Raw genomic sequence first — 16,368 nt, 5'->3', positions numbered from 1 at the left:
CCAAATGCATGAGCCCTGTGCCTGCGATGGCGCAGGGTTCACGCAGCTGCGATGATCTGCCGGATTTCGTCCAGAATCGGAACCGGGATTGCCAGACCTTCGGCGGTGGCTTTCTGCCTTGCCGCGAGGCGGCGGGAGCCGGGCAGGCGCGCGCCGTCTTCAGACTCCACCGTATCCAGCAGGGTATCCATTCTTTCGCCAAACAGGCCGCCGGACACCAGTTCCGGGTCAATGGCAATGATCGTCTGGCCGAGATTGAGCACCGGCCCCTCGGACGTGAACAGGCTGGGTGCCTCAAAGGCAAGGCTGGCGCCCACCATGGCGGCGGACATCACTTCCACCATCATCGCCAATGCCGCGCCCTTGGCCTCTCCGATCGGGATCATGGTTCCGGCCATGGCTGCGCTGGCATCGGTCGTCGGATTGCCATCGGGATCAAGCGCCCAGCCTTCGGGAATGGATTTGCCCGCCTTTTCGGCTGCCATGATCTTGCCCTTGGCGACGCGCGAGACAGCCAGATCGATGATAAGCGGCGCGCGGCCCTTTCCGGCGGGGGCGGCGAAGGCAATCGGGTTGGTGCCGAACAGCGGCGTCCGCCCACCCCAGGGCGCGATGGATTTCGGCGCGTTGCCATAGACGAAGGCTGCCAGCCCATGTTCCGCCAGCTTTTCGCAATGCGCCCCGGCCTGGCCGTAGTGATGTGAGCGGCGCACGGCGGCCATGGCAATGCCCAGCTTGTGCGCCCGGCCGGGCAGATGCTGGATGACCATGTCAAAGGCGGGATAGGCAAAGCCGTCGCAGGCATCCACCCTGAAGAGGGCCGGCGTCACATCCTCCAGCTTGGGCACCGCATGCCCGTTCACCTTGCCGCTGCGCGCCTGTCCTGCATAGGAGGGAACCCGCGACAGACCGTGGCCGCTCTGGCCATCTGCCTCTGCCGCCACCAGCGCCTGCGCAACGCTTTCGGCCACATCCGGTGCCGTATTGCTGGCGACAAGGGCCGCAACGGCCAGTTCGTGGGCTTCGGCAAGGGTGAGTGTCTCGGTGGCGGACATGGCGGGCTCGCGGCAGGGTGTCTGATATGTCTGCCTAGCATGCCGGAGCTCATCCGGACAAACGTAGTGTCAGGTTTCCTCCCCCGGCAGCGACAGCCTCACCACCGTGACCGGCTGGGTCTTGCCCTTGACGGTCTGCTCGCCGAGCGGTGTGACGACGGGGCGGGCGGAGCCTTGCTGTGCGGCAAGGGCGCCGGCTACTTCGGCGGAGGCAAGGATGATGGCTTCCGCGCCGGGCTCTGCCGTGTGGCCGAGCCTCTCCAGCCTTGCGGCGATGTTCACCGTATCGCCGATGACGGTGTAATTGACCCGGCCCGGTGCGCCGATGTCCCCGACGATCAGGGGCCCCACATGAAGGCCTGCCCGGATGCGCACGGGGGCAAGGCCTTGTTCGCGCCTGACGGCATTGTCGGCCTTGAGCGCCCGTTCGATATCGAGTGCTGCGGCTGCAGCGGCGGCTGCGGGATTGTCCATGTGATCGGGCGCGCCCCAGAAGGCCATGACGCTGTCGCCGATATATTTGTCGATGGTGCCGCCGTGGCGCTCGACGACGCTGCCGATGAGCGTGAGGTGGTGATTGACGAAATCCGCCGTCTCCCGTGCGTCCATGCCTTCACAGATGCTGGTAAAGCCCACCACATCGGTGAAGAGCACCGCCACCTGGCGTTCCTGCGGGGCGGCGCTGCCGCTGCCTTCACGCAGCAGCTTGAGAACGAGGCTGCGCGGCACGTAGCGCACGAAGGCAGTCAGCGCCGTCGTCATGGCGTTGAAGCCGCTGGCCAGATCCTTCAGCTCCTCGATGCGGCTGGAGGGCAGGGGCTTCAGCCCGGCAATATCCAGCCGCGCGATGGCCCGCGCGCCTGCCGCAGCCCGGCGGATGGGCTGGGCGATGCGGTAGGCCATGACGGCGCTGCCCGCAAGGGCTGCGGCCAGAATGGCCAGGGCAATGAGAATGGAGACGTAAAGCTCCTCCAGCGGCTGCTCCAGAACGGAGGCAGGCATGATCGCCCCGGTGATGACCGGCAGCTCGCCGAATTTCGTCGCCGTGCGCTCCAGCACCACATAGTAGCGGCCATGCTCCTCCGTCTCGCCCTCAAACATGGCGTGGGCTTCATTGAGGTCGAACCGGAGCGGATCAACGGGCTTCAGGCTGGCAAGGCGGGCGAGCAGCGGGTCGGGCGCGTCCTCTATGTCCACAAGGTCATTTTCTTCGGACAGGGTGGCATCCAGCGGGTCGAGATCCGGGTGGGCGAGAATGTCGGCCTCTCCGTAAAGAAGAAACACCTTCAAAGTCTCGTCAGACAGGGTTTGCGCAATGCGGGACAGGCCGGAAGAGGGGATGGAGACGGCGGTGTAGCCCAGATAGGTGCCTTCCCGCCTGACCGGGACCACGTAGGAGAGCAGCGTTTCCTGGCGCTGCGCATCGTAGTCCGGCGGCAGCCAGAAGGGGACATCTGCGGTCTCCGCCTCTGTGAGGCGGGTTGTCAGCGCCGCATCCTCCGTGTGCGGGATCCGGCGCAGCATCATGCCGCCGCCGGGCATCTGGCCGACTTCCAGCGCATCGCCCTGCGCTGCACGGGCAACGGTGATGCGGGTGCCCTCCGGCGCGGCGGCCAGCCCGCCAAAGGCAAGGCGCGCCACATCCTCATCCAGCGCGATGGGCGAGGCGCCGCGCGCGAAGGCGGCGGCTATGAACCCTGCCTGATTGCGCAGGACGTTGATCTTGCTTTCGAATTTCTGCTCATAGGCATCCATGCCAAGATCGACGAGCCGGCTGCCGAGCCCGGCCACGATCCGCCGGGAGGCCGTGCTTTCCACATAGAGGACGGAAGCGGTGGTGAGAAAGACGAAGGTGCCGATCACGGTGGCGAGCGTGGGCGTGAGGCGCAGGGTAAAGGGCATGGGCTGTCGCTGGCCTTGTCGTTTCATCCGGCGGCAGGGCTGATCCGCACAGATTCGCTGAAGGCTCATCCTAACCCGCATTGGCGGCCTCTGTCCGTTTGCCCCGGAAAGTGGCAAGACAGCACAAAGAAAAACCCCGCCGGGCGAACCGGCGGGGGCAAAACCATCGCGTCAGGGCAGCAACAGATCAGTTGCAGACTTCCTGATGGCCGACGACAACATACTGGCCGATATAGCCATCCCAGCGCTGCACCGGGCTCAGGTAGCAGCGGACCGGTGGGGGAGGCGGCGGCGCGTAATAGACCGGACCACCATAGACGACCGGCGGCGGGGGCGGCGGTGCATAATAGGCCGGGGGGGCGTCGATATAGTCCGGGCCGCTGTTGGCCATGGCCGTTCCCAAAAGGGCGCCGGCGGCAAGGCCGACGACAGCACCGGCTGCCAGCGCGCCGTTGCGCCCATCCCGCGCTTCGGCAGAGCCCGTGGCGGCGCCCAGCGTCAGCGCACCGGCCATCACCAGCGCCAGCGCGGTGGCGCCGGCTTTGCGGGCGAGAGCCGCGAAATTCATGTTCGATACAGTCATCATGACTTCGTCTCCGAAGGAACCGGCCCCACCGCCTCGTGCCCATTCTCAAGAGGGCGAAACAGGGGCTCCGGACCAAGCCCAAATTATCTGAACCCGGATCGCGGCGAAGTGATGGCAATCACAGAGGGCAGGAATCCTTCCCCGCAGACGGCCGCCTCAATGGCAGTGATAGGGTTTAGAGCCTGCATGGCAGCATTTACCCGGAGGACTATCCTTACGGCATCCTCCACCATGGGCGGAAGCGGGCGGCTGGAAGGCAAATGCAGACAGGGACAGAGCTGCTGCGATGATCAGAACAATCCTCATGACGTATCCTCCCGCAATTATCAATTGAGGCAAGTTTACGGCATCCAGTGTGTTTATCTACTGGTGCTTTTGACGATGGAAAATAAAGCTTCACCACCGCTCAGCGCCTGCCCTTCTTTCGCGCTTGGCGGGGGGCGGGGTGGGGGGTAAAGGTGAGGGGAAGTGGCAGGGGGTGAGTCTTCTGCCGCAACTGGAGGCCTGTGCGGATGTGTCCGCCGGGCCTGATGCTTTGGACGGGGCAGGAGGTGCTTTTCGATGAAGCCGACAAACCTGGTGTTCACCGGGCTTGAGACCACGATTTTCGAGACCATGTCCCGCCTTGCCAACGAGCATGGGGCGGTCAATCTCGGCCAGGGCTTTCCGGATGTGGACGGTCCGGAGGATGTGCGGCGCGTGGCCGCCGAGGCTTTCATTTCCGGCCCCAACCAGTATCCGCCCATGCTCGGCCTGCCGGAATTGCGGCAGGCGGTGGCGGACACTGCCAGCCGCTTCTACGGTCTTGACGTGGACTGGAAGAGCGAGGTCATGGTCACCTCCGGCGCGACGGAAGCGCTTGCGGACTGCCTGCTGGCGCTGATGGAGCCGGGTGACGAGGTGATCCTGATCGAGCCGCTTTATGATTGCTATCTGCCGATGGTGCGCCGGACAGGTGGCATTCCCGTGCGCGTGCGGGTGACACCGCCGACCTGGAGCCTCGACCTTGAAGCGCTGGAAAAGGCCTTTACCGAGAACACCAAGGCCATCCTCATAAACAATCCGATGAACCCAGCCGGCAAGGTGTTTACCGAGGCGGAGCTTGCCCGCATTGCCGAGCTTTGCGTGGAGCATGACGTCTTCGCTATCTGCGACGAGGTCTATGAGCACCTGCTGTTCGACGGGGTGAAGCACCGCCCGCTGATGAGCTTTCCGGGCATGCGCGAGCGCACGGTGCGGATCGGCTCTGCCGGCAAGACCTTCTCCTTCACCGGCTGGAAGGTGGGCTATGTTACGGGCGCGGCCAAGCTGCTCGACCCCATCGCCAAGGCGCACCAGTATGTCACCTTCACCACCCCGCCGGGGCTGCAGAAGGCCGTGGCCTATGGGTTGCAGAAGGATGACAGCTATTTCACCGGCCTTGCCGCCGAACTGCAGGCCAAGCGCGACTTCTTTGCCGCCGGTCTTTCGGAACTCGGTTTTGGCGTGCTGCCCTGCGAGGGAACGTATTTCCTCACCTGTGACGTGGCGCCGCTGGGCCTCAAGGGCACGGATGTGGACATCTGCCGCCGCATGGTGACGGAAGCGGGCGTTGCGGCAGTGCCGGTGTCTGCCTTCTACATCACCGACGCGCCGCCCAATTATGTTCGCTTCTGCTTCTGCAAGCGTGATGAGGTGCTGAGCGAGGCGCTGGACAGGCTGCGGGCCTGGCTGCTGCCGATGAAGGCCGCGAGCAACGGCTGACAGGCCGCAAACGGAAATCCTTGAGGAGACTGGCAAACATGAGCAATCCCGTCCTTGTGGAAGTGACACGCGGGCAGATGACCGAGAGCCGCCACCGGGGCGCGATTGCCATCTTCGATGCCAATGGTGATCCGGTGCTGCGGATCGGCGATACGGGCGCCCGCGTCTTTCCGCGCTCGGCCATCAAGGCACTGCAGGCGCTGCCGCTGATTGAATCCGGCGCCGCCGATGCGCTGGGCTATGAGGCGCCGGAACTGGCGCTGGCCTGCTCCTCCCACAACGGCGAAGAGCGGCATGTGAATGCTGCCCGCGTCATGCTGATCAAGGCGGGTCTGGACGAGGATGCCCTTGAATGTGGCGTTCAGTGGCCGTCGCGGCTGGAGGATGTCGCCAGTCTCGTGCGCGCCGACGAAACCCCTTGCGCCCTGCACAACAACTGCTCGGGCAAGCATGCCGGTTTTCTCGGCCTTGCCAAGGCGATGGGTCTGAAGACCAAGGGCTACGTGGAAGCGGACCACCCGGTGCAGCAGGAAATCCGCCTCGTGCTGGAATCCATGACCGGGGACAGCCTGACGGCGGATGTCTGCGGCACGGACGGCTGCTCCATCCCCACCTATGCCAGCCCGCTGGACGGCTTTGCCCGCGCCTTTGCGGCCTTCGGCACCGGCGAGGGGCTGGAGCCGAAACGGGCGGAGGCGGCGCAGCGACTGTTCAGGGCCTGCGTCGAAAATCCCTTCATGGTGGCTGGCACCGGCCGCTTCTGCACCCGCGCCATGGAAGGCCTGCGCCAGCGAGTCTTCGTCAAGACCGGGGCGGAGGGCGTGTTCTGTGCCGCGATCCCCGAACTGGGGCTCGGCATCGCGCTGAAATGCGATGACGGCGCGTCGCGGGCCTCGGAAGTGATGATGGCTGCCGTGCTGGAGGCCTTCCTGGATCTCAATGACGACGAAGCCCGCCTGCTGGCTGACCTGCGTCAGCCGGTGCTGAAAAGCCGGAATAATGCAGAGGTGGGGCTGATCCGCCCCGCGCAGGACTTCCTGACGGACCTGCGCCGCGCCGCCAGCGTCAGTGCCTGACGGCGGGCCGGATGCCACCGGACGGTTGCCCGGCTTCAGTCGAATTCCAGCGTCCAGTGGACGGGGAAAGGCGTTGCCTTGCCGCCCGCTGTGGTGTCCACCGTGCCGGCAGGCCCCGGCGCACGGCGCAGGTTCTGCTTTTGCAGCAGCGGCATGGCAACGGCAGGAATGGCCACCTGATTGATGTGGGCGCCGAAGCAGGTGTGCATGCCATAGCCCCAGAGGATGTAGCTGCTCCAGGGCCGTCCGGGGCGGAAGTCCCCCGGCGCCTCCATCAGGAACCGGTCGAACATGGCGGAAAGATTGGCGGCCATCACCATGGCGCCCTCTTTTACCCTGACCGAGCGCAGTGTGCCGCGTGCGATGCGGGTATCCCGGTTGGCCCGCCGGTAGATGACCGGATTGACCGGGTTGAAGCGCAGCGCCTCGAACATGCATTGCGCCACCAGGGTCTCGTCTCCGGCGCGGGCGGCGCCTTGCGCGCGGGCGAGGTCTGAGGGCCGGTCCAGCAGCACATCCAGCGCCTGCACGGCGGCCTTGCTGATGGTCGGAATGCAGCCGATGAGCATGCCGAAGAGATTGTTGCGGATCTCCACATCGCTCATGCCCGGCATGCCTGCGGCCTGCATGGTCAGGCAGCGGCTGATGACATCCTCCCCGGCAAAGCCCTGCGGATCACCTGCAGCGGCGGCCTTGCGGGCGGCGATGACCTGATCAATGTAGTCACAGCAGGCTTTTCCTGCGGCAAGCGCCTGCTGCTCAACCTGTTTGTCCCCTGCCAGATCGATGAAAAGGTACCAGAACATGATGGTGGTCCAGGCGGTCATCGTCTCCCGGTCCGGTCCCGGTAAACCGAGATAGCGGGCGGCGATGGCCCAGGACACCAGCAGGGACAGATCCTGCGGCACGTCAATGCGCCTGACAGCAGAATCCACGGCGGCTTGCGCCGTCTGATGTGCCAGCGGCTGGACGAGCCCGGGAATATCCTCCCGCCGGATGGCGAGGCGCATGTTGGAGACATCCCGGGTGTAGTCCGGCGTGTCCTGCATGCCGAGGAAGAAGTTGCCACCGCCTGTCAGCGCCCGCATCTTCGGTTCGTAGACGACGCCGAAATCGCTCTCCCTGTCCAGCACCTCGCGCACATCGGCGTTGCGGGTGACGAAGACGGTGCCGGTGTTATCGTAGGCCGTCACCACCCTTTTCGAAATGGCCAGATTGGGCAGGAAGGCCCGGGCGATGGCCATGACGGCGCGCAGATTCGCAGGTTGTGTCAGCGCTGACAGGCCGCCGCCCCGGATGAGCGCCACGGCCAGCTGGACAATGGCCGCCAGTGCGTCCCACAGCATGGCGAGGCGGACCAGAACCGCCCTGATCAGATTGCCGATGACTGCCATGCCCGTTCGTCTCCCTCGTTCTGTTCCGGCGCGGCTTGCGTCCCCGCGGCGGATCAGGTCGGATCAATGATGCCCATGCCCAGCATGCGCAGCGCCGTCATGCTGGGGACGAAGAAGTAATCGCCGCCGCGCATGGTGACGAACTGAGGCAGGCGGGCGGCGATGAACGGCGGCTTGCCGCTGTCCTTACCCACTGCAATGACGAATTTGGCCTCTGCATCGTGACGGCCGAGTATCGGGCAGGTGTCGTTTCCGGCGTTGAAATCGAGGCCGTAGTTGATCCACTGCTGCTGCACGAACTCGAACTGGCGGAACAGGCTGGCGCACATGATCAGCATCAGGACGCCATGGTCACCGTCGTCGGTGGGCGCTGCCGGATCACTGGCGCCATAGGGCAGGCCCCGGCGCAGGATGCGGCGCCGGTTGTTCAGGACCGATGACGCCCTCTTGCGCGTTTCAGCCGAGCCGTAGCCGGGATCGAGATTGTCACGGGTGTTCATACGGCGGGTATGGGCGGTGATGGGACAGGCCGTGCCGTTGGGGTCGCCCTTGAAGTCATAGTCGGTGATCACCTGCGACAGAGCCAGCACCTTGGCATCATCGCCTGCAATCTGCGCCTTCAGAAGATCCGACCGCCACGTGTTCCAGCGCTCGCTGATCCAGTCCTGATAGGTTGGGGCGAGGATGAGCGGGATGCCGTCGGACCAGCGCCCGGCGAACTTGGCCATCAGCGTCTCATAGGCTTCGTCCTGCGGAACGCCCATGATGCGGGCGTAGAGTTCTGCCTGTTCGCTCATGTAGGATTTGAAGGTGGCGACGTTCTCGTGAAGCTTGCGGTAGGCGATGAAGGTGCCATTGCGCGAGAACTCCAGCGGCATGGCCGCGCCGGGCACTTCCTGCGCCTCGTCCGGATAGCCGAGCAGGAACTCGCCCGTCGCCAGCGGCTCCCATGTCTGGTCCGGCGTCAGCTTGCCGTTGCCAACCACAACGGTCTTTTCCGTTTCAGGCCCGTACTGGCCATGGAACACCGGGTCACTGATGCCGTCGGTGAAGCCGAAATGCTCCTTTGGCGTCGGAATGGGGTGGCCTGACGAGCGGTCGTAGATGACGGTGACTTCCTGGAAATCCGGATTGGGGCCGCCGTGTCCGGCAAGTATCTCGACGCGATGTTCCGCACAAAGGGCGCGCAGGTTCGCCGTGGCCTTTTCCAGGGCATCGGGGACCGTCATCCGGGCATTCAGGGTGACGAGCATGTGGATGCGCCGGGCGATGGCGAGATTGGGCTCGCCATTGGTGCGCCAGACTGGATCCCAGTCCTTGATCGAACCGGCGGGGCCATCATCCCCCAGGATCATGCAGCGCTTGGGCATGCCGTCGATGAACTCGTCCGGGAAGCCCTGCAGGGTGCGTGTCGGCACGTCCAGCATGAACAGGCCGGAGAAGGTGAAGGCGATGTTGATGGCGATTTCGGGAGGGGTGACGGCAGTGCCTTTGCTGCCCGGCAGGGATGCGGCCGTCGTGACCTTGCGGCGGATCGTCTCGACAAAACGCCGCCCTTCGGCGGGGTCATTGATCCGCAGCGTGAAGTAGCGTGCTTTCGGATAGCCCTGCTTGCCATAGGGCGCCAGAATGTTGCCCTGAATGTCGGCGAGATCGAGTTTCACGGTCATGAAGAAGTCTCCTCGTCGTCGGCGGCTCAGCCGATGACACCGGGCGGTTGGGTGGGCGCGGACACATTTGCGGGCTGATGCTGGGTGATGAACTCGCCAAAGTTCCGGTAGAGCGTTTCGTCATCCAGCCCCTGGTTGGCGATCATGAAGCGCGTGAAATGGCGCTGCAGATAGATAGCCTTGAGAACGGAGCGCAGATCGGAATTGGGCGCCGGAGGGAAGGGAACGGCGCCCCTCCGCAGGACCAGGACGTATGCGAAAACCGCCAGAAGCAGCAGGCTGATGAAACCGCCGCAGGTGATCCAGCCCCAGGTGGAGGCTGCCATCCAGAGGAAGGGATCAACGCCAAAGAGACCGCTGATCAGCCAGCCTATGAGGCCGAGCACGAAGGCAGCGCCGGCAAGAATGGCCGGAAACGCGTAGAAGCTGAAGAAGCCACCGAGGGAAGGCAGGGGCGGCGGCGTGATCCAGTAGTCGTTGAAGGGCATGGTCGTCTCGACCTGACAGTCGAGGATGTAGCGGGCGAAGCTGTCCGCGTCCTTCACCCGGTCGGCAAAGCCATAGCAGTTGATGAAAACATCATGCAGCATCGGCTGCATCTGGGCCCAGAGTTCGCGCAGGTAGGCAGCGGGTTCCTCGGAGGGCGGAGCTTTGGGGTCGACGGGATCAAAATCCACGGCCCAGAGCAGGAAGGGGCAGGAAAGCTGATCCTGCGGCTGAGGCTGCGTCAGGTCCGTTGCGGCGATGGACGCATAAATGGAATCCTGCGGATTCCGGCCGTTGTACATCGGGGTCTCAATGACCACGAAGCGTGTGAGATGCGTGCGCAGGTTACGTGCGAAGAAACTCTGGATGCCTGTGTGAATGGTCGCAGGCGATTGCAGCGCCACCGGCAAGGTGGAGAGGGTGCTGCGCAACTGGTCGGCATAGGAAACAGGCGTGTTGTCATCCCGTTCCAGCAACTCGTCCGTCACTTTCGTTTGCGGCAGAAGGTCAGTGCGGACCGGCACCAGAACGGTGAGAAAATAGTGGCCACCATCGAAACTGGGCATTGGGTTCCTCCGGATCAGGTTGGGCCGTTGCGGTGCCGCGAGCAGCAGGAAAGCGGGACCGGTGAAGGGGCCGGCATCAGGCGCCGCTATCAGGCGCCCGGAGATGCGGGGCCGCTGGGCAGCGGTGGGCTGCCCCAGCGGGCGCGGACATAAGGCTCGCGGTTACGGTCGGCGTTTTCGGTGTCGTTACTGGCGACCGGGGCAAAGCCGGGAACGCCCAGGTTGTTCTGGGCCGCGATGCAGGCCTTGCGGTACGCCTCGGAAAACTGTTCCGGCGTCATCCGGCCATGAGCTTCCGCCAGCGGCAGAAGCTGGCTGTAGACCCTGAGCGCCATCTTGATTTCACGCTGCGAGGACCCGGGGGTCGCATTGTAATAGTAGTCCGTGTCGATCTGGTTCGCCCGGATGTAGCGTTTGAAGGGTGAGATCGAAATGGAATGAGGGTATTTGGTGGAGCAGTACCAGAAGAGATCGAGGCCGCCGGGAATGCCATCGGAAAAGGCGTCGATATACTGGTCCCAGGTGCCGTTGAAATTGCTGCAGAAGAGCATGTAATCGTTCTGGAGCGTCTGTTTTCCTTGCCCCAGATCGGGCCACTGGTCGCGCCGGATGATGACCCAGCGGGCAAAATGGATGATCGACAGGCCAAGCAGACCGGAAAGCGTCGATGGCAGCACGCGGGCGACCATGAAGATCAGGGCATTGAGCCAGGACCATTTCGGCGGAACCGGCGTGATCACGTTCATGCCATAGGCTTTGCCCGCAACATTCGACATTTCAACGCCCCCTCAGACATTTCGCGTTAAGGTAGCACTCGCGTATCCGTGAAACCACATAAAAATCCGCAGAGCGGGTGTGCAACCGCAAATTCAATCATGGGTTGTAGGGTGTGTGTGCCGCTGATGGATGGACCTGCCCAGAGGCTTGCTTTAACAAGCTGCTTCGAACGGCTGTACGGGCGAGGAAGAACATGAAGTCCATTTGCGTTTTCTGCGGGTCGAATTTCGGCACGGACCCGGCATTTGAACAGGCCGCCCGCGAGACGGGGCGGGTGATTGCCGAGGCGGGCAAGACGCTGGTCTATGGCGGGGCCGCGGTGGGCCTGATGGGCGCGGTGGCCGATGGTGCGATTGCTGCGGGCGGCAAGGTGATCGGTATTCTTCCCGAAGCCCTCAAGGCCAAGGAGATGGAGCACAAGGGCCTCAGCGAAATTCACATCGTCCGGTCCATGCATGAGCGCAAGGCGATGTTTGCCGAACTCTCCGATGGCTTCATCACCCTGCCGGGCGGCACGGGCACCATGGAAGAGATCTTCGAGGTCTGGACCTGGGGGCAGCTTGGCTATCACTCCAAGCCCTTCGGCCTGCTCAATACGGCGCATTTTTACGATGCGCTGCTGACTTTCCTCGATGAGCAGGTTTCCAAGGGCTTTGTGCGGGCGGAGATGCGCAGTATGCTGCTTGTATCGGAAGACCCGGCGCATCTGATCGCAGGCTTTGAAGCCTATGTGCCGCCGGTGATTTCCAAGTGGATCAAGAAACAGGATACCTGACAGTCCGCTGATCGAAACGGCTGGTTAACCCGGATCAACCATTGTCCCGCGCAACAGGGGGCAGGCTTGCCGCAGGGCTGCCCCAATTGGCTGGCAAAGGAATGCCGTCTGGCCCGGCTGCCTGCCGATTTGCCGAAGCATCATTCTAGTGTCCGGAGTAATTCTCACATGCGTCTTCCGCTTGCCGCTGCACTTGGTCTTGCCCTGCTTCTGCCCGCATGCTCGCGAACGTCGGACTATGCGGAGACCACGTCTTCGGTCAGCACCATGTCCTATGCAGCGGTGCCTGCCGCGCGGACGTCGAATGTGACGCTGGTGCAGATCACGGGGGCCGGTGTTGGCGGCATCCGTGCCGGAACGGCCTATTCCTCCAAGGCCATCCAGGCCGCCCTTCCGGGCTTTACCACTGACACGATCCAGACAGCGGAAGAAACCACCACCGAAAACGCACTGGGCGCGTTCAATTCGGATGGCTTTCAGGTGTTGCAGATCTTCCGTGGGCGGGATGGCAATGTCCGCGCCGTGCATGGGGTGACTCACCATCTGGCCGGCCCCAACGGCGAGCGCATCGGCATGACCTTTGCCGAGGCCGGCATGCGCCGGTCCGATTGCCGCGTCGGCCAGAACCTGTGGCGTGGAATGGCTATCTGCCGTTCCAAGGGCGCGCCGAATGTGGAGCTTGTCTTCGCCATTCCGCAGTATCAGGGCCCTTGGGATGCCCTGCCGGATGAAGGCCAGCTGCGCGGCGCCGCCCTGCAGCGCATCGTCTGGACACCTACCGCTCAGGGCTGACACCCAGACATTCGGCGATGGTGACGGGGCGGGCCTGATCGGCTAAGCCTGAAGGCATGAGCGCCGAATCCGTTGTCCGCACACCGTCCGTCGACGATCTCGCCCGGCAGATCCTTGCCGGGAACCGGGCGATGCTGGCCCGTGCGATCACGCTGGTGGAATCGCGCAAGGCCGAGCACCGGCAGTCCGCGCGGGAGCTTCTTACCCTGCTGATGCCTCACACGGGCAAGGCACAGCGCGTCGGCATCACCGGTGTGCCGGGCGTCGGCAAATCCACCACCATCGACACCCTGGGCAGCAACCTGACCGCAGATGGCCACAAGGTGGCGGTGCTGGCGGTTGATCCATCCTCCACCCGCACCGGCGGGTCCATTCTGGGCGACAAGACCCGCATGGCGCGGCTGGCTGTCGATCCGAAGGCCTTCATCCGTCCATCCCCCTCCGCCGGAACGCTGGGCGGCGTGACGGCGCGCACACGCGAGACGATGCTTCTGTGTGAAGCAGCCGGTTTCGACGTGATCCTTGTAGAGACGGTCGGCATCGGCCAGTCGGAAACAGCCGTCGCGGAGATGGTCGATTTCTTCCTCGTGCTCATGCTGCCGGGCGCCGGCGATGAGTTGCAGGGCATCAAGAAAGGCGTCCTGGAAATCGCCGACCTCATCGCCGTCAACAAGGCAGACGGCGAGGGGGCCATGCGGGCGCGGGCGGCGGCGGCCGATTACCGCAGTGCGCTGCATATCATGGCGCCTCGCTCGCCCACATGGTCGCCGCCGGTGGTGACGGTCTCCGGCCTTGCCAACGAGGGCCTGCGCGAGATGTGGGCGCAGGTGGAACTGCACCGTGACAAGATGCAGGCGACCGGTGAATGGCAGGACCGCCGTGCCCGCCAGCAGGTGTCCTGGATGTGGGACATGCTGCAACAGCGGCTGATGGAGGCCCTGACCCGCGATCCCGGCCGGGCCGCCCATATTCGCGCGCTTGAGGACAAGGTGCGCTCCGGCGAGGTTCCCGCTTCCGCCGCCGTGGAGGACATCGCCAGGCTTACCGGCATCTGACCCTCGCTTGCCCCAGTTAGCGGGCATGGTTCTTGCTCCCTGCTGCACAATGGCTGCGTCTGCTGCGCCAGATTGAAACGTGCGGTGAGGCGATGAGCGGGATTTGCAGGTCAGACAGGCTGAAGATGGGCCGCAGGGGCTTTCTGGCCGGGCTGGGCCTGTCCCTTTCCGGCACACCCGTTCTGGCGCTGACACAGGTGGCGGATCTGCGCGGCAGCATTGACGGGCAGGATCTGGGCCTTGTGCCGGACCGGCCCGAAGACCAGAGCGCCGCCATGCAGAAGGCCATCAACCGGGCCGTGGCCCGCGGCAAGGCGCTGTTTCTGCCCGCTGGCAGCTATCCCGTTTCCAACCTCGATCTTCCCTCCGGTGCCATGATCGTTGGCGTACCGGGGCGCACACAGCTGGTGCATCTGGGTGGCGGCGGTGTGCTGATGGGGGCCAATGGCGCCAGCCGCATCCGTCTGGAGGGCCTCTCCTTTGACGGCGGCAACAAGACGCTGGGGGAGGGCAGTTTCGGCCTGCTGCATTTTACCGGGGTCACCAATCTCGGCATGACGGACTGCGAGATCACCGGTTCCAGCCGATCGGGACTGGCGCTGGACCGCTGCAGCGGCCATGTGGAGCGCTGCGTGATTTCCGGCGCGGCGGAAGCCGGCATCCGCTCCGTCGAGGGTGCGGGGCTGACCTTCTCCGGCAACACCATTACAGGATGCGCCAATGGCGGGCTGCTGGTGCTGCGCTGGACCCAGGGCGAGGACGGCACGCTGATCACGGGCAACCGGATCAGCGCGATTGCAGCCAAGGCGGGCGGCACCGGTCAGCACGGCAATGGCATCAATGTCTTTCGCGCGGGCGGCGTCATCATCGCCAGTAACCACGTGTCGGACTGCGCCTTCTCGGCGATCCGGGCCAACTCGGCTTCCAATGTGCAGATCAGCGGCAACACCTGCCTGCGCTCGGGCGAGACGGCGGTCTACAGCGAGTTCAGCTTTGAAGGGGCCATCATCTCCGGCAATCTGGTGGATGGCGGCACCATGGGCATTTCCGTGGCCAACTTCCAGCAGGGCGGGCGGCTGGCGTCCGTGACAGGGAACATCGTGCGCAACATCCGTCTGGATGGCCCCTATCCGGAAGAAGTGGCGGGCTTTGGCATCGGCATCGCGGTGGAGGCCGATACGGTGGTCAGCGGCAATGTGGTCGAAGGCGCGCCCAAATACGGCATCCTTGCGGGCTGGGGTCCTTACATGCGCGACCTGCTGATTGCCCAGAACATTCTGAGAGACTGCCCGCTCGGCATTGCCGTGACCGTGGTGGAGGGCGCGGGCACGGCCGTCATCCAGGGCAATATCATTTCCGGCGCCCGCCGCGGCGCCATTGTCGGCCACCGCTGGCGCGAGGCGGTGACCGGCGACCTTGCCGGAGCCCGCACCGTCCCGCAGCATCTAACAATTTCGGGGAACACGGTGAGCGGCTGACAGCCCCTCAGGCGGAGGGCTGATCCATGCCGCCAAACAGGCGCCTGAACATGATGGGATGGAAAGCCTCGATATTGGAGGCCACATGCCGTGCCATCAGCTTGCGGCAGAGCTCCGGGTCCCGCTGACCAAGTGCCTCGATGATGGCCACATGCTGATCCGGGAACAGATCCAGCCAGAAGGTTTCACCCACGCGCTGGGCGATCATGAAACGGTGAACCAGCAGAAGTGTCCGCGCCAGAACCGGCATCAGGTTTGGCAAATCCGCGCGCTCGAACAGTTTCAAGTGAAAAGCGAGATCGACACGGCTGAGGAGATAGCCATCCCCCAGATCGCGGACCTTGCGGTAGTCCTCGACCGACTGGAGCAGGAACTCACGGGTGGCCGTATCAATGTTCAGGCAGGCCCGGGCGATACCGGCGCTTTCGAGGGCAATACGCTGGTGGATGAGGATCTCTGCCTCGGCCTCACTGATGCTTGTGACGAAGGTGCCTTGATAGCCCCTGCGTTCGACAAGCCCATCCTGTTCGAGCCGCAGCAGCGCCTCTCGGATGGTGCCTTGCGAGCAGGCGAACTCGTGCGCCAGGGACTGTTCGGTCAGAATGCTGCCGCCATTCAGCTCCGACAGCATGATGAGCCGTCTCAAGCTGCCGTAAACCGCATTCGATTTACGCCCGTTCTCCTTCGGAAGCGTCGGAAACTTCATCTGCATCGCCACTGACATGCGGCTGTGCCCCCACCTTCTCACATGCACATTCCGGGCAGCGGCCCGGCAGGAAACAGCAAACCAGACCCAAATGGCACCGGAGGCTGAAGCGTGCCGCTGACAGCAGAATGCTGATTGAAGCGGTCTTTTGGAAGAACCTTCTGGCGGGAACAAGCCTGCCGCGCCACTTCGGCAGCTGGAATTGTCTCATTCTGAAGCAAACGGCCTGCGATGCATGTAGATCAGCTTACAGTCACGCTTATCCGGACATGTATCATAATTTATCATGAAATTTGTATAATATTGT

General features: G+C 63.9%; 14 protein-coding genes. 6 read left to right on the top strand and 8 right to left on the bottom strand.

The window, feature by feature from the left end; genetic code table 11:
• Positions 1 to 38: 38 nt before the first annotated feature.
• The 3 genes from IF10I1_RS08960 to IF10I1_RS08950 all read right to left on the bottom strand — a co-directional run bounded on the left by IF10I1_RS08960 (position 39) and on the right by IF10I1_RS08950 (position 3,543).
• Complete coding sequence (locus IF10I1_RS08960; protein WP_186392521.1) at positions 39 to 1,055, bottom strand: Ldh family oxidoreductase; 1,017 nt, start codon at positions 1,053 to 1,055, stop codon at positions 39 to 41.
• Positions 1,056 to 1,124: 69 nt separating this feature from the next.
• Complete coding sequence (locus IF10I1_RS08955; protein ID WP_186392520.1) at positions 1,125 to 2,957, bottom strand: adenylate/guanylate cyclase domain-containing protein; 1,833 nt, start codon at positions 2,955 to 2,957, stop codon at positions 1,125 to 1,127.
• Positions 2,958 to 3,144: 187 nt separating this feature from the next.
• Positions 3,145 to 3,543, bottom strand: coding sequence for a hypothetical protein (locus IF10I1_RS08950; protein ID WP_186392607.1), 399 nt, complete (start codon positions 3,541 to 3,543; stop codon positions 3,145 to 3,147).
• A gap of 561 nt (positions 3,544 to 4,104) precedes the next feature.
• On the opposite strand from IF10I1_RS08950, the gene IF10I1_RS08945 reads away from it, so the two are divergent.
• Positions 4,105 to 5,286: an aminotransferase gene (locus IF10I1_RS08945; RefSeq protein WP_019962875.1), complete on the top strand. Its 1,182-nt coding sequence runs from the start codon at positions 4,105 to 4,107 to the stop codon at positions 5,284 to 5,286.
• Positions 5,287 to 5,324: 38 nt separating this feature from the next.
• Complete coding sequence (locus tag IF10I1_RS08940; RefSeq protein WP_122519570.1) at positions 5,325 to 6,362, top strand: asparaginase; 1,038 nt, start codon at positions 5,325 to 5,327, stop codon at positions 6,360 to 6,362.
• A gap of 35 nt (positions 6,363 to 6,397) precedes the next feature.
• On the opposite strand, the gene IF10I1_RS08935 is transcribed toward IF10I1_RS08940, so the two are convergent.
• The 4 genes from IF10I1_RS08935 to IF10I1_RS08920 all read right to left on the bottom strand — a co-directional run bounded on the left by IF10I1_RS08935 (position 6,398) and on the right by IF10I1_RS08920 (position 11,254).
• Positions 6,398 to 7,756: a cytochrome P450 gene (locus tag IF10I1_RS08935; RefSeq protein ID WP_186392519.1), complete on the bottom strand. Its 1,359-nt coding sequence runs from the start codon at positions 7,754 to 7,756 to the stop codon at positions 6,398 to 6,400.
• 53 nt (positions 7,757 to 7,809) lie between these two features.
• Positions 7,810 to 9,426, bottom strand: a complete 1,617-nt coding sequence (locus IF10I1_RS08930; RefSeq protein ID WP_122519571.1) for a hypothetical protein — start codon at positions 9,424 to 9,426, stop codon at positions 7,810 to 7,812.
• Positions 9,427 to 9,452: 26 nt separating this feature from the next.
• Positions 9,453 to 10,478, bottom strand: coding sequence for a hypothetical protein (locus IF10I1_RS08925; protein WP_050471002.1), 1,026 nt, complete (start codon positions 10,476 to 10,478; stop codon positions 9,453 to 9,455).
• An 89-nt stretch (positions 10,479 to 10,567) separates the two neighbouring features.
• Positions 10,568 to 11,254, bottom strand: coding sequence for a hypothetical protein (locus IF10I1_RS08920; protein WP_058900449.1), 687 nt, complete (start codon positions 11,252 to 11,254; stop codon positions 10,568 to 10,570).
• A 194-nt stretch (positions 11,255 to 11,448) separates the two neighbouring features.
• Here IF10I1_RS08920 and IF10I1_RS08915 point away from each other — a divergent pair, with 194 nt between their 5' ends.
• The 4 genes from IF10I1_RS08915 to IF10I1_RS08900 all read left to right on the top strand — a co-directional run bounded on the left by IF10I1_RS08915 (position 11,449) and on the right by IF10I1_RS08900 (position 15,355).
• The gene (locus tag IF10I1_RS08915; RefSeq protein ID WP_050471004.1) at positions 11,449 to 12,030 is read left to right on the top strand and encodes a TIGR00730 family Rossman fold protein; all 582 of its coding nucleotides are present in this window, start codon (positions 11,449 to 11,451) and stop codon (positions 12,028 to 12,030) included.
• Between the two features lie 168 nt (positions 12,031 to 12,198).
• A complete protein-coding gene (locus IF10I1_RS08910) occupies positions 12,199 to 12,822 on the top strand; it encodes a DUF1131 family protein (RefSeq protein WP_019962872.1) in 624 nt (207 codons plus the stop codon).
• 56 nt (positions 12,823 to 12,878) lie between these two features.
• The gene (meaB, locus tag IF10I1_RS08905; RefSeq protein ID WP_186392518.1) at positions 12,879 to 13,877 is read left to right on the top strand and encodes a methylmalonyl Co-A mutase-associated GTPase MeaB; all 999 of its coding nucleotides are present in this window, start codon (positions 12,879 to 12,881) and stop codon (positions 13,875 to 13,877) included.
• A 92-nt stretch (positions 13,878 to 13,969) separates the two neighbouring features.
• Positions 13,970 to 15,355: a TIGR03808 family TAT-translocated repetitive protein gene (locus IF10I1_RS08900; protein WP_244284682.1), complete on the top strand. Its 1,386-nt coding sequence runs from the start codon at positions 13,970 to 13,972 to the stop codon at positions 15,353 to 15,355.
• A gap of 7 nt (positions 15,356 to 15,362) precedes the next feature.
• On the opposite strand, the gene IF10I1_RS08895 is transcribed toward IF10I1_RS08900, so the two are convergent.
• Positions 15,363 to 16,061: a GntR family transcriptional regulator gene (locus tag IF10I1_RS08895; RefSeq protein ID WP_160318725.1), complete on the bottom strand. Its 699-nt coding sequence runs from the start codon at positions 16,059 to 16,061 to the stop codon at positions 15,363 to 15,365.
• Positions 16,062 to 16,368 lie beyond the last annotated feature (307 nt).

Source organism: Pannonibacter sp. I15F10I1 (assembly GCF_900185665.1).
Classification (GTDB): domain Bacteria; phylum Pseudomonadota; class Alphaproteobacteria; order Rhizobiales; family Stappiaceae; genus Pannonibacter; species Pannonibacter indicus.
Note: the sequence above shows the minus strand (reverse complement) of the source record. Positions and strands in the feature narration are given on the sequence as shown.